The organism is Caldisericum sp., assembly GCA_022759145.1.
GTDB lineage: Bacteria > Caldisericota > Caldisericia > Caldisericales > Caldisericaceae > Caldisericum.
In genome coordinates, this window is sequence record JAEMPV010000148.1 from 1 (window position 1) to 21,335 (window position 21,335).

Annotated in this window: 24 protein-coding genes; 15 read left to right on the plus strand and 9 right to left on the minus strand. The window is 36.7% G+C overall.

Going from position 1 to position 21,335, the window contains the following annotated elements:
- From JHC30_07930 to JHC30_07960, 7 genes are all read left to right on the plus strand, one after another.
- Positions 1–242, plus strand: a 242-nt coding sequence (locus tag JHC30_07930; GenBank protein MCI4464069.1) for a hypothetical protein, incomplete at its 5' end; no start/stop codon positions are given.
- Positions 242–646 (plus strand): prepilin-type N-terminal cleavage/methylation domain-containing protein, encoded by a 405-nt coding sequence (locus JHC30_07935; GenBank protein MCI4464070.1) that lies wholly within the window; start codon positions 242–244, stop codon positions 644–646. The genes JHC30_07930 and JHC30_07935, both read left to right, overlap by 1 nt.
- Positions 624–1,142 carry a prepilin-type N-terminal cleavage/methylation domain-containing protein gene (locus JHC30_07940; protein ID MCI4464071.1) on the plus strand — a complete coding sequence of 173 codons (519 nt, stop codon included), beginning with the start codon at positions 624–626 and terminating at the stop codon, positions 1,140–1,142. Before JHC30_07935 ends, JHC30_07940 begins: the two co-directional genes overlap by 23 nt.
- A gap of 9 nt (positions 1,143–1,151) precedes the next feature.
- A complete protein-coding gene (gene pilM, locus JHC30_07945) occupies positions 1,152–2,615 on the plus strand; it encodes a pilus assembly protein PilM (protein MCI4464072.1) in 1,464 nt (487 codons plus the stop codon).
- Positions 2,612–3,169, plus strand: a complete 558-nt coding sequence (locus tag JHC30_07950; GenBank protein MCI4464073.1) for a hypothetical protein — start codon at positions 2,612–2,614, stop codon at positions 3,167–3,169. Before pilM ends, JHC30_07950 begins: the two co-directional genes overlap by 4 nt.
- A complete protein-coding gene (gene tadA / locus JHC30_07955) occupies positions 3,139–4,839 on the plus strand; it encodes a Flp pilus assembly complex ATPase component TadA (protein ID MCI4464074.1) in 1,701 nt (566 codons plus the stop codon). Before JHC30_07950 ends, tadA begins: the two co-directional genes overlap by 31 nt.
- The gene (locus tag JHC30_07960) at positions 4,836–6,050 is read left to right on the plus strand and encodes a type II secretion system F family protein (protein ID MCI4464075.1); all 1,215 of its coding nucleotides are present in this window, start codon (positions 4,836–4,838) and stop codon (positions 6,048–6,050) included. The genes tadA and JHC30_07960 overlap by 4 nt, the downstream gene beginning before the upstream one ends.
- Before the next feature lie 289 nt (positions 6,051–6,339).
- Here JHC30_07960 and JHC30_07965 read toward each other — a convergent pair whose 3' ends face one another.
- The gene (locus tag JHC30_07965) at positions 6,340–6,540 is read right to left on the minus strand and encodes a hypothetical protein (protein ID MCI4464076.1); all 201 of its coding nucleotides are present in this window, start codon (positions 6,538–6,540) and stop codon (positions 6,340–6,342) included.
- A 324-nt stretch (positions 6,541–6,864) separates the two neighbouring features.
- Between JHC30_07965 and JHC30_07970 the strand changes: the two genes are divergently transcribed.
- From JHC30_07970 to JHC30_07980, 3 genes are read left to right on the plus strand one after another with little or no spacing between them, the layout of a single operon-like run.
- Positions 6,865–8,142 (plus strand): glycosyltransferase family 2 protein, encoded by a 1,278-nt coding sequence (locus JHC30_07970; protein MCI4464077.1) that lies wholly within the window; start codon positions 6,865–6,867, stop codon positions 8,140–8,142.
- The gene (locus tag JHC30_07975; GenBank protein ID MCI4464078.1) at positions 8,130–9,026 is read left to right on the plus strand and encodes a hypothetical protein; all 897 of its coding nucleotides are present in this window, start codon (positions 8,130–8,132) and stop codon (positions 9,024–9,026) included. The genes JHC30_07970 and JHC30_07975 overlap by 13 nt, the downstream gene beginning before the upstream one ends.
- The gene (locus tag JHC30_07980; protein ID MCI4464079.1) at positions 9,023–10,858 is read left to right on the plus strand and encodes a hypothetical protein; all 1,836 of its coding nucleotides are present in this window, start codon (positions 9,023–9,025) and stop codon (positions 10,856–10,858) included. Before JHC30_07975 ends, JHC30_07980 begins: the two co-directional genes overlap by 4 nt.
- An 86-nt stretch (positions 10,859–10,944) precedes the next feature.
- Here JHC30_07980 and JHC30_07985 read toward each other — a convergent pair whose 3' ends face one another.
- Positions 10,945–11,739: a class II glutamine amidotransferase gene (locus JHC30_07985; protein MCI4464080.1), complete on the minus strand. Its 795-nt coding sequence runs from the start codon at positions 11,737–11,739 to the stop codon at positions 10,945–10,947.
- A gap of 60 nt (positions 11,740–11,799) precedes the next feature.
- On the opposite strand from JHC30_07985, the gene rsmG reads away from it, so the two are divergent.
- On the plus strand, positions 11,800–12,381 hold the full coding sequence (gene rsmG / locus JHC30_07990; protein MCI4464081.1) for a 16S rRNA (guanine(527)-N(7))-methyltransferase RsmG: 582 nt from the start codon (positions 11,800–11,802) through the stop codon (positions 12,379–12,381).
- On the opposite strand, the gene JHC30_07995 is transcribed toward rsmG, so the two are convergent.
- Genes JHC30_07995 through JHC30_08020 form a run of 6 tightly spaced genes read right to left on the minus strand, consistent with a single transcriptional unit; the run spans position 12,362 to position 16,446 of the window.
- Entirely contained in the window at positions 12,362–13,108 is a 747-nt protein-coding gene (locus JHC30_07995; protein MCI4464082.1) for an alpha/beta hydrolase, read from the minus strand. The genes rsmG and JHC30_07995 overlap by 20 nt on opposite strands.
- The gene (locus JHC30_08000) at positions 13,105–13,608 is read right to left on the minus strand and encodes a hypothetical protein (protein MCI4464083.1); all 504 of its coding nucleotides are present in this window, start codon (positions 13,606–13,608) and stop codon (positions 13,105–13,107) included. Before JHC30_08000 ends, JHC30_07995 begins: the two co-directional genes overlap by 4 nt.
- A 10-nt stretch (positions 13,609–13,618) precedes the next feature.
- Positions 13,619–14,470 carry a DegV family protein gene (locus tag JHC30_08005; GenBank protein MCI4464084.1) on the minus strand — a complete coding sequence of 284 codons (852 nt, stop codon included), beginning with the start codon at positions 14,468–14,470 and terminating at the stop codon, positions 13,619–13,621.
- A complete protein-coding gene (locus tag JHC30_08010; GenBank protein ID MCI4464085.1) occupies positions 14,470–15,321 on the minus strand; it encodes a DegV family protein in 852 nt (283 codons plus the stop codon). Before JHC30_08010 ends, JHC30_08005 begins: the two co-directional genes overlap by 1 nt.
- A complete protein-coding gene (locus tag JHC30_08015) occupies positions 15,321–15,881 on the minus strand; it encodes a hypothetical protein (protein ID MCI4464086.1) in 561 nt (186 codons plus the stop codon). The genes JHC30_08010 and JHC30_08015 overlap by 1 nt, the downstream gene beginning before the upstream one ends.
- On the minus strand, positions 15,868–16,446 hold the full coding sequence (locus tag JHC30_08020) for a dCTP deaminase (GenBank protein MCI4464087.1): 579 nt from the start codon (positions 16,444–16,446) through the stop codon (positions 15,868–15,870). Before JHC30_08020 ends, JHC30_08015 begins: the two co-directional genes overlap by 14 nt.
- A 193-nt stretch (positions 16,447–16,639) precedes the next feature.
- Here JHC30_08020 and JHC30_08025 point away from each other — a divergent pair, with 193 nt between their 5' ends.
- The 4 genes from JHC30_08025 to rsmI are packed head-to-tail and all read left to right on the plus strand — an operon-like array spanning position 16,640 to position 20,721.
- A complete protein-coding gene (locus JHC30_08025) occupies positions 16,640–17,098 on the plus strand; it encodes a hypothetical protein (GenBank protein MCI4464088.1) in 459 nt (152 codons plus the stop codon).
- Positions 17,095–18,153: a transcription termination factor NusA gene (gene nusA, locus JHC30_08030; protein MCI4464089.1), complete on the plus strand. Its 1,059-nt coding sequence runs from the start codon at positions 17,095–17,097 to the stop codon at positions 18,151–18,153. Before JHC30_08025 ends, nusA begins: the two co-directional genes overlap by 4 nt.
- Positions 18,137–20,044 carry a translation initiation factor IF-2 gene (gene infB, locus JHC30_08035; GenBank protein ID MCI4464090.1) on the plus strand — a complete coding sequence of 636 codons (1,908 nt, stop codon included), beginning with the start codon at positions 18,137–18,139 and terminating at the stop codon, positions 20,042–20,044. The genes nusA and infB overlap by 17 nt, the downstream gene beginning before the upstream one ends.
- Positions 20,044–20,721 (plus strand): 16S rRNA (cytidine(1402)-2'-O)-methyltransferase, encoded by a 678-nt coding sequence (gene rsmI, locus JHC30_08040; protein MCI4464091.1) that lies wholly within the window; start codon positions 20,044–20,046, stop codon positions 20,719–20,721. The genes infB and rsmI overlap by 1 nt, the downstream gene beginning before the upstream one ends.
- 42 nt (positions 20,722–20,763) lie before the next feature.
- On the opposite strand, the gene JHC30_08045 is transcribed toward rsmI, so the two are convergent.
- On the minus strand, positions 20,764–21,335 hold a 572-nt coding region (locus tag JHC30_08045; GenBank protein MCI4464092.1), incomplete at its 5' end, for a S8 family serine peptidase.

Sequence of the window (21,335 nt, forward strand, 5' to 3'; positions counted from 1 at the left end):
ACAAAACTTTTACAGTTCAGGGATTTTTGTATTCCAATTCACCTGTTACATTTTCTTATGGTTCTGCTTGGGGCTATCTTAACATAAATGGCACTTTGTTTGCTAAGAGTTTGACGACAGATTGGGATTACAACGAAACCACTTTTAATTATACTAAAGACTACTACAATAATCCGCCTCCTCATTTTGGGTCTGCTTCAGGTTTTACGTACCTTCCAGGTTCATACAGGGAGGAATACTAATGAAACGGAGAGGACTTACGCTTATTGAGATGGCGATTTCGATTGCTTTAATCTCACTTGTCGTCTTATGGAGCATTAATGTTATTAACAACCTTGGCAAGGGTAGTGCAACAACATCTGATATGGAGATTGCAACCCTTCTTGCATCGCAAAAGATTGAAGAATTAAAAACAAAAAGTTATTCAGAACTTTCGCAATTGACTTCCCCACAAACAGGCACATTCTCCTCGCCTTACAACCAATTTTCGTATAAGATTGTTTTCACTTCATCTCAATCAAGCGGTAACTATTACATAAGGCGAGCAACTATTTATATCTATAAAGGCTCATCAACAACAGAAATCATTAAAATCGATGCAAACTTCGTAAGGAGAACTACCGATGGTAAGGATATCGGGCTGTAGGAAAGGTTTTACACTTGTTGAAATGTCTATTGTAATTCTCCTTATACTCATTTTAGCAATTCCTCTATCGACCTTGATAATAAATTATGTCCAGGGAAATCTTTTTGAAAGTAGTTATGTAAAGGAACAGTACTTTGCAAATGTCATTATGCAGGATATTGAACAGAGGATAAGGCGTGCAGATAATGGAAGCATCAGTTTCTCAAACTATACTCTTTCATTTACATACACAGATGCAGATGCAAATGGCACAAAGAAGTCGACCCTCTATTGCGTGTATAAATTTGATACTGCTAATAAGATTTTCCTAAGGGGCATTGGGACAAGTGCAAATCCTCCACTTTCAACATTTCCACCCGGTTTAGAGAACGGTATTATAACTAATTTTAACGCTTCTCCCCCGACAACCACACCTTATACCGTTACGATTTCTCTTACAACAAAATCTAACTTTACTTTGCAAAAAACTATATATTTACTAAACTATTCTCGATGAGGTAGAAAGATGAAAAATTATGTTTTGGGGGTTTCTTTAAATGAAAGTTCTTTGAGGTGCGCTGTAGTTGAGGAGAGCGATGAGGGCATAAGCATATCCTCCCTTTTTGAAATCGAATATGAAAATTTTGAAAATGCCCTCAAAGATGCAAATGTTATAAAGGCATTAAGGGAGTTTGTAGGAAAATCGAAATACGATAAATGTGTTGTTTCGCTTCCTTCAAGCAAAGTGCTTACACGCATAAAAACTGTTCCAAAGATTCCTGAAAGTAAAATTGTGAAGTTAATACAAACTGAGATAAGAGACTATGCAATTTTTGAAAAAGAGAATGTCTCTCTTGGTTTTAGTATCCTTGAGGATAGAGGTGATGAGGTTGACATAATCTGGGCGGGAATAAAGGAGCCAATCCTTCTTTCCGTGCTTCAGTTTTTGAAGGCATCAAGGATAAAGGCAAGCACGATTACAATCCCTCAACTTGCGCTTGTTGAGTTTGTTAACGCCCTCTATGCTGAAAATAGCATCTATGCTGTCCTTAATGTCGATAAAGAATCTACCACGCTTACCGTTTCTAAGGGAAAGAGAATTGTATTTAATTATACCCAAGACCTCGGGTACGATTGCTTCGAAAAAGGCGACCTTGCCCTTAAAGGCACCTGGGTTGGAAATATCGTTTCAACACTCTCCTATGTTTCAAGAAATCTCAACATTCCCGTAAAAGAAGTCTTTGTTTCTGTAAATAACCCTAATTCATTTGATATTATTTCGTTCCTGTCACAGAGAATTCCAAGCCCGGCGTTACTCCTTACGCTTCCTGAAAGTGTCGGTTTTAGTGATGAGAGTGTCTTCTTGAAGATCCAAAAAACTGGTGGCAACGAATACGCTGTCCCTATCGGTCTTGCACTTCTTTCAAAACTTAAAAAAGGCGAAGTAAATTATCTTTCGATAACCGAGCACTTCCTGAGGGAGAAAGTTTCTGAAAGGCTTAAAGTATTGACAACAGTTCTTGTGCTTGTTGTAGTAAATGGAGGAGCAATTCTTGTATATCCGTTCCTGAGGGATTCCATAAACTCTGCAAATGCCCAGCTTTCAAGCGTTTTAAAGTCAATAAGCGAAATTTCAAAGCCAGCAGAAGATGCAACAAAACTCGGGCAGGACCTTCAGAACCTCAAGGGGCTTTTAAGCAAAATAAAAGAGGTTGAAAGTTCAATAAATGTAAACCCTCCGTATTCGGTTGTCCTTAAGGAATTTAAATCCCTTTCTCCCGGTGGTGTTTCCATCATTTATATTGCGCTTAAAGATGATTCGTCTATAAGTTTAAGAGGAAATTCTAACACGATGAGAAATGTTTTTAACTTTGAAGAGAACTTATCAAAAGCAACTTACATATATAATGCAACTGTCCTTAGTGTCGACGGGGGAAAGACGAACGAATTTACTTTTGAAATGCAAGCAAATATGAGGAAGGGGAAATGAAAAAACAAAATAAGGTAAAAATATTTATTATTGTTGCAGTAGTTGAAATTGTTTTTGTCCTTGCCTTTATCGGCTATAACGCATTTTTACTTACCTATAAATCAAAAGAACTTGCAACAAAAACCTCCGAACTTCAAAACCTCATAGAGACGTCAAAGACTGTGGAGAGCCTTAAAAGTGAAATTGAGAAAAGCAAAAGCGAACTTGAAAGCGCAGGTTCAAAGTTCTTTGATGATGACTCGCTTCTTTTCTTTTTCAAAAACTTATACGATGCAGGGCTAAACGAAGGCGTAACGGTAAACCACATAAGTTTTGGAACATTATCGACTGTTATCGATGGAAATCCACCATTAAAGACCCTTCCTGTAAATTTTGGATTTGAGGCAAACTACGACTCTGCAATCAAGTTCCTTAATTATCTTGAAAATTATACATATCACATTAAGGAAGTCAATTTAACTTTTAACGGAAGAGATTGTACGCTTGATGTTGTATTCTATATTTTCACAAATTCGAAGGAGCGTTGGGTTTACGAAGGGAAGGTGAGCCATTGAACTATCAGCCTAAGTTAGGTGAAATCCTTGTAAAGTTAGGAAAGATTACAGAAGAACAGTTACAGAGTGCTCTTGAAGAGCAGAAAAAAACAGGCGAAAAATTAGGGCAAATACTTATTAATAGAGGGCTTATTACCCCTCAGGAACTTTCAAAGATATTTGAAGAGCAAACCAATATCCCATCAGTTTCTCTTGAGGATATTCCTGATGACCCAACTCTTTCTACGATACTTCCAGAAAGTTTTGTGAGGATAAACAGGGTATTGCCTATAAAAAGATATAACGATACGCTTGAAGTTGCAGTTGTTCCTCCCATAAACCCGGAAGTCCTTGAAAATGTGAAACTCCTTACAGGGTTTAAGGTTAAGCCCAACATAATAAGTGATGCAGAATTTGAGAGAGCCGTTAACAAGATTTACTCAATTGAAAGCAAAGTTGGAAAGACAGTCTCAGCAAACAAACCATCAGAACAAACAACAGTAAGAGTTATCTCGGAGACTCCAACAGGCGTTGAGCCTGCAACAGTAACCCTTGCAAACTCTATTATTTCTGATGCGATAAACCAGAATGCTTCTGATATTCATTTTGATCCACAGCAGTTCTATACGAAAGTTAGATACAGGATTGATGGTGTTATGTATGATGTGCTTACGCTTCCAAAGGATATTGCAGACTCTATTATCTCCCTTATAAAGGTTAATTCTAATATGGATATCGCAGAGAGAAGGCGTCCTCAGGATGGTCACTTCTCTGCAAAGCATGGAAACGATTTCTATGATTTCAGAGTCTCGTCGATGGGGACTTCGTTTGGAGAAAAATTGAACCTGAGAATCTTAAGTAAACAAAAACTCCTTATGCCACTTGAAAGGCTTGGGATGCTTCCCGAGCAGTTTGACATATTCTTGCGTCTTATAAGGCGTCCATATGGTATCATTCTTGTAACAGGTCCAACAGGTTCTGGAAAGACAACAACGCTTTATTCTGCAATATCAACGCTTAATAATGGTGAAAAGGAAATCATAACGCTTGAAGACCCTGTCGAATACAACATCGAAGGTATCGTGCAAACCCAGATTAACGAAGAAGCAGGCATCACATTTGCTTCAGGCTTGCGTTCAATCTTGAGGCTTGACCCTGATATTATTATGGTTGGAGAAATAAGAGACCTTGAAACCGCAAAGATTGCAGTTGAGGCATCACTTACAGGACACCTTGTTTTTGCATCGATCCACACAAATGACGCAGCATCAACCCCCATCAGGCTTTTGAACCTGGGAGTTGAACCATATTTACTTGCATCATCCCTTGTTGGTATTATTGCGCAAAGGCTTGTGAGGGTAATATGTCCTAACTGCAAAAAGAAATACACTGCAAGTGAAGTTGAGAAAGAAGTGTTTGTCCGGGAACTTGGGCACGAAGTTAAAGAGTTGTATATTGGGAGCGGATGCTCTATCTGTAATAATTCGGGCTATAAGGGAAGAACTGGTATATTTGAAGTGCTTGAAGTAAATGAGACGATACGAGGTCTTATTGAAAAGTCTGCTCCATATGACAGGATTAAAGAAGAAAGCATTAAGTCAGGAATGATTACAATGAAGAAGGCAGGTCTTATTAAAGTTGAAGCAGGCATTACCACACTTAAAGAGGTTGAAAGAGTTGCAGGTCTATGAGCGAATATAGATATGTTGCAGTTGATAAAAAGGGAAAAACTGTAAAAGGCATAATTTCTGCACCAAACAAAAATGAGGTTCACAGGATTTTAGAGAGCAAAGGACTGTACCCTCTTGAAATAACTGAATACAAAAAGCCTAAAATTGGTATTAATCTTAATCTCGGGCTATCAAAAGTTAAAGATGAAGAACTTATCCTTTTTACAAGTGAACTTGCAACACTTATTAGTTCTGGCTTAACAATAGTTGATGCACTTCAGGGATTATACGACCAGGAAGAAAATCCATACCTAAGAAAAATTATTCTTGATATTAAAGAAAGTATTGAGGCAGGAAATTCTATAAGTAGCGCTTTTAAGAAATTCCCCAATGTCTTTTCACCAGTTTACACAAGCCTTCTTTCTGTTGGCGAAGCAACAGGTCGTCTTGATAAAGTCCTCCATGGCATTTACCAATATCTTGAGAGAGATTTAGAGATAAGAAGAAAAATTGCAAGTGCCTTTGCCTATCCAAAGTTTGTTGTATTTGTTGTAACTGGTGTTGTTATTTTTATGCTTTCAGTAGTTTTGCCGAGATTTACCGTTATGTTTGTATCGGCTGGTGCAAATTTGCCTACTCCTACAAGAATCCTTCTTTCTATAAGTAACTTCATTAGATTCAAGTGGTTTGTCCTTGTTGCAATAGTTGTTATCGCATACTTAATTTACAGGATTACTTATGCAACTCCAAAAGGGCGTCTTACGATTGACTATATGAAGTTAAAGGTGCCACTTTTTGGTCGTATTGCTAAGTTTGGGAGTCTTTCAAGATTCGTTAGGTCGCTTGCACTCATTAGCGGTAGCGGATACAACATTCTTGATGGGCTTTTAATTGCATCATCGGTTGCAACAAACGCATACATAATAAAGGAAATCGAAGGTGTTGCGCATGATATTCAATCCGGGCAGAGTTTTTCAGAGGCTCTTTCACATCGAAGCTTTTTCCCAAAGGTGATGGTTCAGATGGTCGCAGTTGGTGAGCGGTCAGGTTTACTTGACACATCTTTGGAGCGTCTTGCGGATTTGTGGGACAGGTCGCTTGACTTTACTCTAAAGAATCTTGCATCAAGAATAGAGCCTGCTTTGATTGTGATTCTTGGCGTTATTGTGGGTTTTATAGCTGTTGCAATGTATCTTCCCATGTTTACTCTCCCAAGCCTCATCGGGAAATAAGAAAAGTTTAAAGATTTTAATTTTTGTAATACAATTTTTTGCATTTTTGTTATAATTTAAATGTGAAGCCCTGTGAAGAAAAATTTATACCTTATCATAGAGCTTATAGAAAATTAGTTTATAATAAGAGATTTTTTCCTTATCTTATCCTGTTAATATTTCCTTTTGAAGTTTTAATTTTATTATTTTCCAATAGAATCATCCTCAAAATATGCGAATTAACTAAACTCACTCTTTCAAACTATCCTAATGTACTATTGGTTAAAAGCAGCAATTTTTTGACAGATTTTTATGTCTTAGATTTACCGGGAAAATATCCTTCATACTTATTTTCTCTTGTTACTTTTATTGTATCAACTATCGGAATTGTTCTGTCTAAATTCATAAAATCAAAGCCTGTTAAACTTTGGACAATATATGCACTTTTATTAATACTTGTTTCGTCAATCTTTTTTATGTTTTTCCCATCAAAATTTCCATATAATATCAAAACTTTTTCAGAACTTTATTTTAACACAGAGATTGGAATTTGGCTTTTCGTTCCTATAATCGTGGCGTTTTCTTTAGAATTTGCCCCTTCTCACTTCTTGATAAAATTCTTTATTGTTTTCTTGGTGCTTATTTACTATATTGTTTTTGGGTTTTTTAGATATGCATTTTTTCTGTATGTGATTTTAAATTTATCTTATCTTTTCTTACCTGTTCTTTATTTTGTCTTTGGTCCTATTCTGGATTTTACATACATTGTAGGGTTCTTTTCTCTTTTTTTGGGGATTTTATCAAATAAAATGCAGAAAGATAAAAGGTTTTGGAGATGGGTGTACTAATATTAAGAATTTATCTTGTTGTTTTAACAGTTGTAATCTCGTTATATGCCATAAGGCATTTTATATTTTCATTCAACAGGGTATTTGGTGAACAAAAACTTGGATATCAGGATGTTTTAGATTCAGATTTACCAACTGTAAGCGTATTAATTCCTATGCATAATGAGGAAAAAGTGGTAGGAAATGTTTTAAATGCTCTCCTTAATGTTGACTATCCTCATGAAAAATTAGAAATCATACCAATCGATGACAATTCGAGTGACGGAACAAGAAAGATCCTTGAAAGTTATGCAGAGCAATATCCAAACCTTATTCATCCAGTATTTAGAGATTCATCCAGAGTAAGGGGAAAGCCCTCCTCACTTAATGATGCAATTAAAGTTGCAAATGGCGAAATAATAATAGTTTTTGATGCGGATTATATTCCTTCGAAAGGGCTTGTTAGAGATCTTGTAGTGTCTTTTTTAGATCCAGAGATAGGTGCGGTAATGGGGAGAGTAATTCCTCTAAATGTATCTAAAAACCTTTTAACAAGGCTTATTGAACTTGAAAGAAGCGGGGGATACCAGGTTGATCAACAAGCACGATATAACCTTGGTCTTATACCACAATACGGAGGAACAGTTGGAGGTTTTAGAAAAGAATTAATTTTAAAATTTGGTGGTTTTGATCCAAAGGTTCTTGCTGAAGATACAGAACTTACCATAAGGACTTATATTTCTCACAAAAAAGTTGCATATATGAATAGGGCAGAGTGCTATGAAGAGTCACCCGAAACCTGGGATGCAAGAGCAAGACAAATAAGGCGATGGTCTCGTGGTCATAATCAAGTTATGTTTAAATATTTGTTACCACTAATTAAATCACCGTTTCTCTCTGTGAAAGAAAAAGTTGATGGTGTTTTTCTACTATGTATATATTTAGTTCCACCTCTTATCCTTTTTGGGCTAATTGACAGCATCATTCTTTTCTTTTTGGGAGAAATTCAAATTTTAAGTGGTGCCTTGGTTTTTCTATTACTTTCCGCATATACTACCTTTGGGATCTTTGCGCCTTTTTACGAAATTGGGTTAGGTGCCTTTTTAGATGGTGGGACATATCGTCTATTTCTTTTACCATTTTTACTTTTTAATTTCTTCTTTAATATGTGGTATTCATCGTTGGGCTTTTTTGACTCTATTTTAGACATTATAACTAAAAGAAATCCAACCTGGCATAAGACTCAAAGATTTAGAAATGGAGGAGATTTGAATTGTTGCTCGTAGTTTTTGTTTTCTTCTTGCTGGTTTTGTTGCCGTTTTTGCCTGGTTTGATAGAGTATTTTAATCCCAAAGATAACCTTCCTCTTGATATTAACTTCTATTATTCAAAAAATCCAAGATATTTCTCTGAATCTTTTAAAAGTAAGTTGCATTCGAAGATTAAAGATGATGAAGTTCAAAAAGCACTTTATGCAAACGAAAAAGTTGAATTTTTTCACGATAATGTAAGGTTCTTTTATTTTTATGATATTCCTTCAAACACTGAATTAAATGAAATTTTGTATGTCTTAAATGATCTTAAAACACATGAAAATGTCATTCTTAACAAGGAGGTCTATGTAAAAGGAAACGCACACATTGGAGAGAAAAATGTAATAAGGGCGATGGCTTGTGAAGGGGAAGTTTATTTAGGTAAATATTCAAGGGTATTGAGATGGATCGATGCTGAAAAAGGTATAAATATAGAAAATGGTTGTAACCTTGGAGTAAGCGCAACTTCAAATGGAGTAATTAAAATTGGTAAAGGTTGCATATTCAAGAGACTTTTTGGAAAGGAAATTACAACACAACATGAAGGAGAACTCAATAAGGGTGTTGTAAGTGAGGCGGTTATAAAAGGAAGTATTAAAACATACAACAACTTCTTTGTAAAAGGAAATGTAGAAATCCACGGTAATTTGTTTGGAGAAAAGGATGTATTTGTATCTAAAAATGTTATTGTAAAAGGAGATATTTTCTCCCAGGGGAAAGTTGTATTAGAAGATAATGTCAGGGTTGGAGAAGAAGGAAAAATCAAATCTGTTATAGGAAAGAAGGGTATTACTATTAAAGGACCGGTGAAAATATATGGATATGTAATGACAGAAGGAGAAGGAAGAGTAGAATGAAAAAATTTACAGTAATTTTAACTTTGCTTGTTTTAATTTTTTTGATTTTATTTTCTTACAAAAATATCATACAAATATACTCTTTAACAAGAAATGATTTTTCTGTTTTGATTTTATACAACCCAAACTCCTTAAAAAACTCTGGTTATGTCCTGGATGCGTATAAGAGCGTGTTAGACGAAGAGGGGGTTGTTCACAGAGATGTTAATGTGTTTAACGTAATTACTCTTGATCCTGTGAAAATTGTCAAATCTAAGAATGTAATTTTGTTTCCCGACGGTGTAAATCAATATCTGCCTATCGAAATAGTTTCGTGGATCGAGAAATATCTTGAAAACGGCGGAAATGTTTTCTTTTGTTTTGATCCTGGAATAAAGAATTTTAACAATGCTTATCTTGATGAGGGTTTGTTTTCTCATATTATTGGTGCAAACTACATAACTTATAAGCAATATGGGGCTTCTTGCTTTACTGCCGGATACCTGTGTATTGATAACAAGAATAATCAAGATTTTTTGGGTATTCCGTATTGGAAATTGATTGAAGGGCGTCTTTTGGGTGGGTATTCATACGGTAAATTTGAGTATCCTGTAGCGGTAGTAGATAAAAAAGAAAATCTGAATGATAAGGAAATCTATGCCTTTATAAATTCGAAAGATGGGAAAAAGTATCCAGGAGTAATAATAAAGAAATACCAAAAAGGGGCAGTAATGTATGTAAATTTACCTTTGGGCTACCTTAAATCGTATGCAGACGATTTCCCACTGAGAACTTTCCTTAGAACCTTTCTTTTTAAGGTGGTAAAAATACCTCACTTGGTAAATGTGCCATATGGCACAGGCGGATTAGTTGTAAACTGGCATGTTGACTCAAGTATCGATTGGAAAAGTATACCGTATATGATAGAAAATAACTATTTAAGAAAAGGGATTGAGTATTCTATTGATATAACCGCTGGTGATTTTAGAGATAAACCCGGAGATGGTTTAGGGTTTGATGCATGTGGTAAAGGAAAAGATTTAGTGAGGAAACTTGCTGAATTTGGAATAATAGGTTCGCATGGTGGTTGGGGGCATAATTTCTTTTCAAATAATATAATGAAAGGGGTTTTTGGAGAAAAAGAGATATACGAATATATTTTAAAGAACAATCAGTGCTTAGAAAGCATAACTGGATATAAAATAACTGAATATGCTGCTCCTAATGGTGTTCACCCACAGCCTTTAGCTACAAAAGTTTTAGAAGAACTTGGAATGTCTTGTTATTACTACACAGGAGATAATGGTTCTTCCCCTAATAGGACATTTATAAATGGAAAAATGGTATCAGATAAGGTTGTTGCATTTCCAATTTCTTCTCTTGGTAAGGACGCAAGTTTCTTTGAGATGAAAAAAGCAGGCAAAACCGAAGAGGATGTTAAAAAATGGCTTTTTGCAATTACTGACTATGTATCAAAAGAGCATACAATAAGGCTTATATATTCGCATCCTTATGACATACCGCTTTATCCAAATGCGTTAAAAGGCTTTTTGGATTATTTGGAGAGCCTTCAAAAACAAAAAATGGTCCAGGTAAAACCGATGTCTTATTTTACAAACTTTCTCTTTAAACTTCTAAACACAAAATTTGAAATAGATTTTTCTAAAAACAAAATTAGTTTATCAAATAAAGAAAACTTGGAAGGCATAACTATTGCAGTTCCTAAAAACTTTTTAATCAAGGATCTTCCCAGAGGATTAACTTTAAAAGAAGATAGTGATTACCAATACATAACTATTACAAAAGATTTTGACTTTAATGTTTTAGACCTTTCTTTTTATATTTCTAAATAGTTTTGGTGATTTTTCAAAGCTATTTTTAGGAGTTGGTATTTTTTGAATTTTGACTTTGAAAGTCAAGGCGAATGTTTATAAATTTATTAAAAACTCTCTCTTGATATCTTAGTATCCCCCAATATGTCTTGAATTGTTAGCATCGTGCCTGTGGAAATTTCTTCGAGTTTGTCTTGTGTGTCCTTTTCCAAGTGTAGTTTTAGCGTGCTTGACATAAAGGCAATAAGCCCTTGGTTTTCAAGGAAATATGCCTTGTAATAGTCTTTCTTTCCTTTAAAGAAAACGGTAATTATCGAATCGACATTATTTCCATCCGCAAAAAACGAAATTGTATTGAATCCACTATTCTCTTTTACAAAATCCTTTCCGCTTTTTAGAAACTCTTTTGCTTTTAAAAAGTTCTCAAGTTTTCTTGATATTGCATACGAAAAGGTAAACGAATCAGAAAGATTATCATCCACTTTGACTTTAAATTTTTCTTCAACTTTATCCTTGCAAAGAGTGCCATTATGCATAAAAAAGAAATTTATTCCGTTTGGGAGAGAAAACATATATGGGTGAATATTTACGGTATCTTTCGAGCCTGCCGATGCAAGCCTTACATGGATTGCAAAAGCGAATCTGTCAAAGCCCTTTAAGGTATTCTTTAGAGATACGATATCTTTGTCACTTTCAAATATGGGCTTTGTTGACCTGAAATAGATATTGGTAATTTTGCCATTGCCTAAGCCGTAAAGCACATAACCAAAACCATCCTTATGGCTTATAACTTCATTCCCATAGGTTGGGTCATTGAGGGATGCCTTAACCAGTGCATCAATAAGGAACGAAGCACTATCAATATTATCTTTTGTTCCGCTTACAAAAAGCAACCTGCACATACTCAATTATATGTAAATGTGCCTGTTTTAAAAACCTCAACGCAAGATATAATGTAAAATATGGAAACAGATTCTCAAAAATTAAAGATCTATTTCGACTTGCTTAAAAATGCACCTAAAAGGGTTGTCCTGATGAGCCCCAAGGAAGACGAAGTTACTCTCTACAAAAAGCACATTGATGAAGCAAAACTCTATATGCCTTATGTTTATAAATGCACTCAAGTTTTAGACCTTGGAAGTGGCTCGGGATTCCCCGGCATTCCTCTTGCAATAGAACTTCCTTATGTGAAATTCTATCTACTCGATAAAAGGAAGGTTCACATAGAGTTTTTGAGAATGGTAAAAGATACTCTTCATCTTGATAATGTGGAGTTAATTCATATGGATGCAGCACTCTTGAAGAGAACAGATTATAATTTTGATTGCGTTGTTGCACGGGCGGTAAATAGGATTGGGACAATTCTTGACTGGGTTTCTTCAAATATTGTAAGTGGCGGTCAAATTATCCTCGGAAAGAAAAAAGATATAGAAAAGGAATTAAAAGATATTAAATATCCCTTCGAACTTTCGGAACTCAAAGAAACTACTTTTGGCTATATTGTTGTAATCAGAAAATTACAGGTTAGAGATGCGCCTCAATAAACTCCTTCGTGTATTGATTAATGAGGTCTTTGTCGTAGTCCATTGTTGCAACATGGTATGAGTTCTCAAGGTATATAACCTTAACATCCTTTGACTTCACATTTTTCAAGGTGTAATCAACATTTTCAAGAGGCACAACATGGTCTTCCTTTGACTTCAGTATCAAAAGAGGCTGTGTAATTTTATCGAGGTCCTTTTGTATCACATTGAGCAACTTTATCATTTCATATGCGCCACGGGTTGGTGTTCTATCGTATGAAGGTTCCTTTACATTCGGGTCTTTTATGTCTGAACCAATCGCAGGCATTGATTTAACAAAAAGGCTTAGAATTGGAAGAAGTTTTACCTTTGGGTCGTTCACAAAAACTACATGATTTATGAGAATTCCGCCTTTAAGTTCTGGGTGGTGCTCGAGCATATAAAGAGTAAGAGCGCCTCCCATAGAGAGACCTGCCATAAACACATTCCTGGTTCTCTTGCGAAGTTTTTCATATGCGGTTTCGATGTCGTTAATCCAGTCGGTGTATCTTACCTTGTTTAGGTCTTCCCATTTTGTTGCATGCCCGCTTAAGCGAGGCGCTTCAACATGATAGCCCTGACTTCCAAGGTATTTTGCAAGGTAGATAATACTTCCAACAGTCCCGGTAAACCCTTGAGAGACGATAACGCCAACATCTTTACTTCCAACAGCACTAAAAGGCTCGCCTTCCGGCCATACATTTGTCATTGTCTCCCCCTTGTTGGCAGCAATATAAATAGACCTCCAATTATAAGAAGAATTGGCACTATGTATCTCCTTACAGTTACCCAGAAAATGTCCTCAATTGCAAGGGCTTTCGGAAGGAAAATGAGAAGTGCTATCACAATAAATATAATACCTGTCCATATCGAGCGCATCGAAAAACGAATTACGCTTCCATATATAAGATAGCCAAGCCCGATAGATAAGAAAAGCAAGAAAAAGAAGTTTAAAGTCGTAAAGGGAAGAAGGTAGAATTCAAGAGCAAGTAAGGATAGTCCAAAAAATAGCGTTATAAGAAAGCCGAGGGTTTCGTTTTTGTGAGTGTTGCTTCTCAATACAAGAAGCGCAATGCCCATAAGGATAAAGAAAATTGCAACAAAAAGCCCAAATGAATCATGGATGGTTGTAAATTCTTTTAAAAGAAGTGTAATCCCCAGAGAAATCACAAGAAGGCCTGAAAAAACCTTCGTTTCTGTTAGGCTCATTTTTTACCTCCTATATTCTTTCTGTATAGAAATGAATTGAAAGCACTTGTGGTCCCGTGTGTGTTCCGATAACAGGTCCTAATTGTGTTAAGGAAACAGACCTATTGAGTTCTCTTTCAAGAAAGTCTCTGTATTTTTCTGCTTCTTCGAGGTTTTCTCCGTAGGCTACAGTTATGTACTTTAATCCAAGTTTTGCAATTTTCTCCTTTGTGAGTTCTAACATCCTTTCTTTCCCTCTTTCAAGGGTCCTTGGTTGTTCAAGAACATTTACAACACCCTCATCAAAGAAAAGTATTGGCTTAATTTTTACAACAGTTCCCAAAATTGCTTTTGCCTTTCCAATTCTTCCAAGTCTTGCAAGCCAGAACAAATCTGGAACAAGAAAATAAATATTCATATGCTTGTAAAGTGTGGGAATAGTTTCGAGAACTTCATTTAGAGGTTTATTTTCTTCGTAAAGCATACTTGCAATTTCCATTATCTGGTATCCAAGCCCCATTGATGTAAACTTTGAGTCAAATATGTGTATTTTGTCGCTTCCGAGTGCTTCCTTTGCTGCATTTGCAGAATTCAATGTCCCTGATAATCCTGCCGAAATGTGAATCGAGATAATTTCGTATCCTTCGCTAAGAAGTTCTCTGTAGACTTTCTCGAAGTCTTCAGGCGCTGGTTGTGTTGTTTCGGGTAGTCCTTTTGTTGTATGAAGTTTCTTGTAAAACTCGTCGTGGGTCATTTCGATACCTTCACGGTATACCTCGTCCCCAAATCTTACATAAAGCGGAACAACCTTTATGTCGTATTTCTCAAGATATGCCTTCGGCATGTAGCATGTTGAGTCTGTTACGATTTTTACTTTTTCCATTACTTTACCTCCTTATTTTTGCAAACTACACCAATGCCTAAAAGCTCGGGCCCTAGATGCGCCCCCAAAACTGGCCCAATTCTGTACTTTGTTACAGGCTTTCCGAAAACCTCTTCTACACGCTTTCTAAATTCTTCGCCTTCTTCAACATTTGCCCCATATATTGTATCAATATATTCAAAATCCTCAAACTTGTTTTTAAGCCCTTTTACTATATTTACAAGTTCCTCTGTTGCCGCTTTTCTTGTCCTACCGAATTTATAAAAGTCGATACGCCCTTCATTCAGGTGGACGATAAAATATAATTTTAAAGCAGTTACAATCTTTTCTTGAAAGTGGCTAACACGGCCGCCTTTAACAAGGTAATTTATATCCATGGGAAGGAAAAACCCAAAAATCCTGTTGTATGACTTTTCAACTTCGTTTACAATTTGTTCCCTTGAATAGCCTTTGTTTGCAAGGTCGTATGCTAAAAGAACCTTTCTTAAAAGATTTGCAGACGACGATTTTGAATCTACAACAGTAATTTTATCACTCCCAAGGATTGTTTTTGCAGCATTTGCTGAATTTACCGTGCCTGATAAACCTGTTGAAATGTGAATTGAAACAATCTCATGCCCTTCCTCAAGAAGTGGCTTATACACATCGACGAAGTCCTGAGGTGAGGGTTGGGAGGTTTCAAACATCTCGCCTTTTTTAAGCCTTTCGTAAAACTCGTCATCAGAAATTTCAACACGTTCTTTCCACTGCCCTTTTTCATTCTTTACATACAGCGGCACAACCTTTATGTCGTACTTCTTTAATTCGTCCTCATTAAAGTAAGCAGTTGTGTCTGTTACAATTTTAATCATTAAACACCTCCCACAAGATAATATGCAAGTATTGTCGAAACTATTGCAATAAACGCACCAGTAACAAATTGCATAACGGTGTGATCTTTAAGAGAAATCTTAAGATAAGAAGCAGGCAGAAGCAAAAGATACATCAAACTTCCTTTTAACCCAAAAAGAATCGTGAGCATTGTTGAGGGTCCTGCAATTGATGCTGCGTGTCCCGATGCCTTATAACCCAACGCATTTACAACTGATAAAACAATTCCCGTTATGTTATATGCAAGAGCGATAAACAAACTTATCTTTCCAAAATGTAATAAGTAAACTAAGATTAGTCCTGGAAGGAAACTTAACCAGTTAACCAAAAATGAAATATGCCTTTCCTTTTGAAAGTCCCATGGGTACTTTAAAAATGTGAAAAGGGAAAAACTCGGGATGATCGAAAAAAAGAGGAGCAAAACCCAAAACTCCTCATTACTTATGAGGTTTGAAAGTCTTATAATTAGTATCGTTAAAAACGCAACGGGTTGCTGTGAGATTATGAATGTAAAAATCCTTTTTATTTTATTTTCCTTCATCGTTAACCACCTTTGGAAGGACTATCCCTTTTTGGCTTTGATATTTGCCGTGTCTATCTGCGTAGGAGGTTTCGCATGGTTCGTCGCCTTCAAAGAATAAAACCTGTGCGATACCTTCATTTGCATAAACTTTTACAGGAAGTGGCGTTGCATTTGATATTTCGATCGTTATGGTGCCCAGCCATCCGGCTTCTAAAGGCGTTATATTAACTATTATTCCACTTCTTGCATATGTGCTTTTCCCTAAGACAATACAGTGAACATTTCTTGGGATTCTAAAATATTCAACGCTTCTTCCAAGGACATATGAGTTTGGAGGTATGATTACAAAATCGCCAACATAATCCTGGAGAAGGTCTTTATCAAAATTTTTTGGGTCGACAATTGCATTTTCCTTCGAGTATGATCCCGTAAAGACTTTAAATTCATTTGCAATGCGCATGTCGTAGCCGTAGGAAGAAAGCCCGTAGGAAATAACACCGCCTGTTACAAGGTGGTCAACAAAAGGTTCTATCATGCCCTTTAAAGCCATTTCCCTGATCCATCTATCGCTTTTAAGTCCCATCTATACCTCCTTAGTTTCATATTATATTGAAAGAAAATTTTTCTCAAAAAAATCAAAAAAATTTCCCTCTTTTAAAATTTCATAGATTTGATTAAAATTATAATTTGGAAAATTCAAAGAAATGTTTTACAATATAAAGGTAAATTTTGATTGAAGTGGGTAATTTTGAGCCCACTTTTTATTTTAAAAGCATATGGAAAAAATAGAAACGATTGTAAGGAAAAATGCAGAACGGTTTAACATGATGGTGATAGAGTTATCTATCACCGGTGATACAATTGAGGCAGTTCTTTACAGGAGAACAAAGGGTATCACTGTTGGTGATTTAGAGGAACTGACAAGGGAAATTCAGCGCGATTTAAAGGCAATTGGTGTTGAAGGAGTTTACGACATTAATCTTTCTACACCAGGACTTGACAGGGTTTTAAAAGACAGAACGGAACTTGATATTTTTGAAGGAAGAGAAGTAAGGTTTACTTACGAAGATGAAAAAGGGCAAACAATAACTGAAGAAGGGATTTTGAAAGGAAACGAAGGCGGTAATGTTAATTTTGAGGTTGATTCCAAAATTGTCTCAATTCCCTTTTCAAGGATTTTAAGAGTTGCATTATTTGAAAGGATGTTTGAGAAAAGAAAAGGGGGTAAAAAGTGATAGACATAGAAACTTTAAGAAACATTGAGAAGGACGAAGGGATTCCTAAAGAAGAGATTATTGAAATAATAATTGAATCAATAAAGGAAGCCTATAAAAAGCATTTCGGAGAAGAGAATGCTGTCGTTAAGGTGAATCTTGCAAAGGGTGAAATAAAACTTTATGCCGAGAAGACAATCGTCGAGCATGTAATGAATCCCATAACGGAAATTTCACCTAAAGAAGCTCTTAACTTTACAGACAATCCCAAAGTGGGAGAGCATGTCCTTATTGAAATCCCCATAAGAACTCTTTCTTCTTCTGCAGTAATGGCGGCAAGGCAGGTTTTTATGCAGAGAATTGCGGAACGCAGGAAAGAGCACCTTGTAAATCTTTTTGCAAATAAAAAAGGGACGATTGTTAAGGGCAGAGTGACAAGGATTAAAGGAAGGGGCTCAATTGGAATGAGTCTTGAAGAAGGGACTCAAACAGTCGAGGGTCTTTTACCTTATGAAGAGCAAATCCCTAACGAGCACCTTATACGTGGCAAAGAGTATGATGTTTATGTAAAAGATGTAAGGCTTGGCGACAGAAATCCCTTGATAATACTCTCGAGAGCCGATCCCGATTTCCTTGCAAAACTTTTCGAAAGGGAAGTCCCTGAAATTGCACAGAAGATTGTTGAGATAAAAGGGATAGTCCGTGCACCTGGAGAAAGGGCAAAAGTTGCAGTTATTAGTAAAGACTTGCATGTTGATCCTGTTGGTGCCTGCATTGGTCCAAGGGGAGCAAGAATAAATAGCGTCTCTAAGGCAATTAATTTTGAAAAAATTGACATTGTGCGATACAGCCCAAACCCTGAGATTTTCATCGCAAACGCCCTTAGCCCTGCCGAAGTTAAAAAGGTAGAGATAATTCCTAATACAAAGGAAGCGAATGTATATGTTGAGAAAAAAGAAGCCCCCGTTGCTATGGGGAAAGATGGGATAAATGTTGCACTTGCATCAAAATTAACAGGATACAACATTCATCTCGTCGAATTGGAAGAAGGTGGAGTAAATGAAGAAAGAAAGTAAACAAGGCAAAAGGGTTTACGAACTTGCAAAAGAACTTGGACTGAAGTCGCAAAATCTTATGGACATTATGCAGGAACTCGGCATCCCTGCAAAGAGCACGCTTTCAACAATTGATTCGGAATCCGCAGCCCTTATAACCGATTATGTAAATGAATTAAAGAACAAGGCAAAAGAGAAAAAAGAAGAACTTGAAAGTATTCCCGACAACATAACACTTGAAGAATTTTCAAGGCATTTTGGTATTCCCGTTGAGGAAGTTCGAGAAAAGATAATGAAATTTGGACTTCCGTTTAAGCCTGCTTACAGATATTCAAGAAAAGAAGTTCACTATTTAGCAGCAGAATTAGGGCTTAAAGTGCCTCCGTTTTTGGATGAGGAATTCAAGAAGCATTTTGTTAAAAGAGCGCCTGTTGTGACCGTAATGGGGCATGTTGACCATGGGAAGACAACCCTTCTTGATGCAATAAGAAAAACAAATGTTGCAGCAAGAGAAAAAGGACAGATAACTCAGGCAATCGGTGCTTCAACCGTAGAGATTCATGGTGAGAAAATAATTTTCATTGATACGCCTGGTCACGAAGCCTTCACCGAGATGAGGTTGAGAGGTTCTTTGGTCACGGATATTGTAATTCTTGTGGTTGCAGCAGATGAAGGTGTAAAGGAACAAACTATTGAGTCTTTAAACCACGCAAAAGCAGCAAAAGTTCCTATAATTGTCGCAGTTAACAAAATTGACAAGCCTGGTGCGGATCCCGAAATGGTAAAACATCAACTTGCAGATAGAGGATTATTGCCCGAGGAGTGGGGCGGTCAAACAGTTTATGTGCATGTATCCGCAAAGACCGGCCAGGGCATCCAGGATTTGCTTGAAATTATAAGGCTTCAAGCAGACCTTCTTGACCTCAAGACCAATCCTAACACAATTGCATCAGGAACTGTGATCGAATCAAGGATTGATAAGAATGTTGGTCCTCTTGCAACTGTGATTGTTCAAACGGGAACTTTAAAGATAGGAACTTATCTCAGAGCTGGAAACACTGTTGGTAAAATAAGATTTTTGAAAGATACCTTTGGGAAAAATGTTAACTCAAGCCCTGCAGTTTCTGCAGTAGAGATAGCAGGGTTGGAAGAAATACCAGAAGCAGGCGAGATTTTCTATGAACTCTCTTCCATTGAAGAAATGCGTCAGGAGAAAGAAAAAATAGAAGAGGCAAAGAAGAAGGCTAAAGAAGAGGGAAGGGTTCCAAAGACACTTGAAGAACTCCTCAAAGAGATGGAGGAGCGTGAAGAAAAGAAGCTTTATGTTATTTTAAAGGCAGACACACAAGGTTCCCTTGAAGCGGTTAAAAGGGCAATTAGTGAGATTAAGTCGCCTGTTCCAATAGAAATAGTTCATGAAGGAGTTGGTGGTATCGTTAAAAGCGATGTCCTTCTTGCATCTGCATCAAAAGGATTTATTTTAGGGTTTAATGTAAGACCTGTTCAGGAAGCGTTAAGCGAAGCGAAATCAAGGGGTATAGAGATAAGAACTTATGACATCATATTTGAACTTGTTGACGAAATTGAAAGGCTCCTAAAGGGTGCAGAAACAAAGGAGACAAAAGAAGTTGTTGTGGGGCGTGTTACTGTAAAGCAAACCTTTAAGGTGCCTAATGTTGGAACTGTTGCAGGTTGCCTTGTAACTGATGGAAAGGTTTATAGAGGGGCAAAGGTAAAGGTCATTAGAAACAATGCCGTTATCTACACAACGGAAGTATCATCCCTTAAGAGATTTAAGGAAGATGTAAGAGAAGTTGTAAAGGGATACGAATGCGGTATAGGTCTTAAGAACTTTAACGACATAAAAGTTGGAGACGAATTTGAAGTTGTCGAGGTGCAACAAGTACCATAATGCCTCTTTATATTTGCCCAACGCCAATTGGAAACCTAAAAGACATTACTTTAAGAGTTATAGAAACTCTACAGAGCGTTGATTATATTCTTGCAGAGGACACGAGGGTTACGCGTGTCCTTTTAAATAAATATGAAATAAAGGCTCCCTTAAAGAGTTTTCACTCATACTCAAACAAAAGAGTTCTGGATAGCATCATAGATGACCTTAAGGAAGGTAAGTCTATTGCACTTGTTACTGATGCAGGCACACCTTGTATATCTGACCCTGGCTATGAAATCGTAAGAAGATGTGTTGAAGAAGGTATCCACTTTGAAGCACTGCCAGGACCAAATGCAGTTCTTCCAGCAATAATCTTATCGGGCTTCCCTCCTGATAGATTCTTTTTCTATGGATTCTTGAAAAGGACTGAGGGAAAAATAAAAAAGACACTTGAGGCATTTAAAGATTTTGAGTATCCTGTTATTTTTTACGAATCTCCATACAGGGTTGTTAAAGTACTTTCAATAATTAACGAGGTTTTGCCTGATAGATATATTGCAGTTGTCCGGGAAATATCAAAAATTCACGAAAGTGTAGTAAGGGGAAGCGTAAAAGAAGTTTTAGCTCACTTCGAAAATAATCCTCCAAAAGGTGAAATCGTAATTGTCCTTGGCGGAAAAGGAATGAAAATATAAAAGGGGGCAAGAGCCCCCTTGTGTTGATTTATAGGATCTATATTATGGTTTCCAGTTTACTGCACCGTAGGCATTTACGAGGCCATAACCAAAATATTTATCCCATCCCTTTGTTCCAAGGTCTTTTGCTGTTGATTGCAATGCTGTTCTCACCTGCTCGTTTGTGAATTCTGGATGCACAGATAAGACCAATGCCGCAACTCCTGCAACATGTGGCGTTGCCATTGAAGTTCCCTGGTAGAAGTAATAGCCGAAGTTTGTTGGACTTCCCGAGAAGGTTTGCTGTAAAATTCCGTCTCCGTATCCATCTTTATTCTGGTCAACAGAGGTGTCTCCACCAGGAGCAACGATATCAAGCGCACTTCCATAATTAGAGTATCTTACTCTTGAACCATCAAAACGAGTTGCACCTACTGCAATACATTCAGTATATGCTGCGGGGTAACTTACTTGCGATCTTCCGTCATTTCCTGCTGCGCAGACGATAACAACTCCTTTGTTATATGCGTATTTGATTGCATTATAAAGTGTTGTAGAATCCTGGCTTCCACCTAAACTCATATTTATAACTCTTGCACCATGGTCTGCAGCCCATATTATGCCGTTTGCAATCG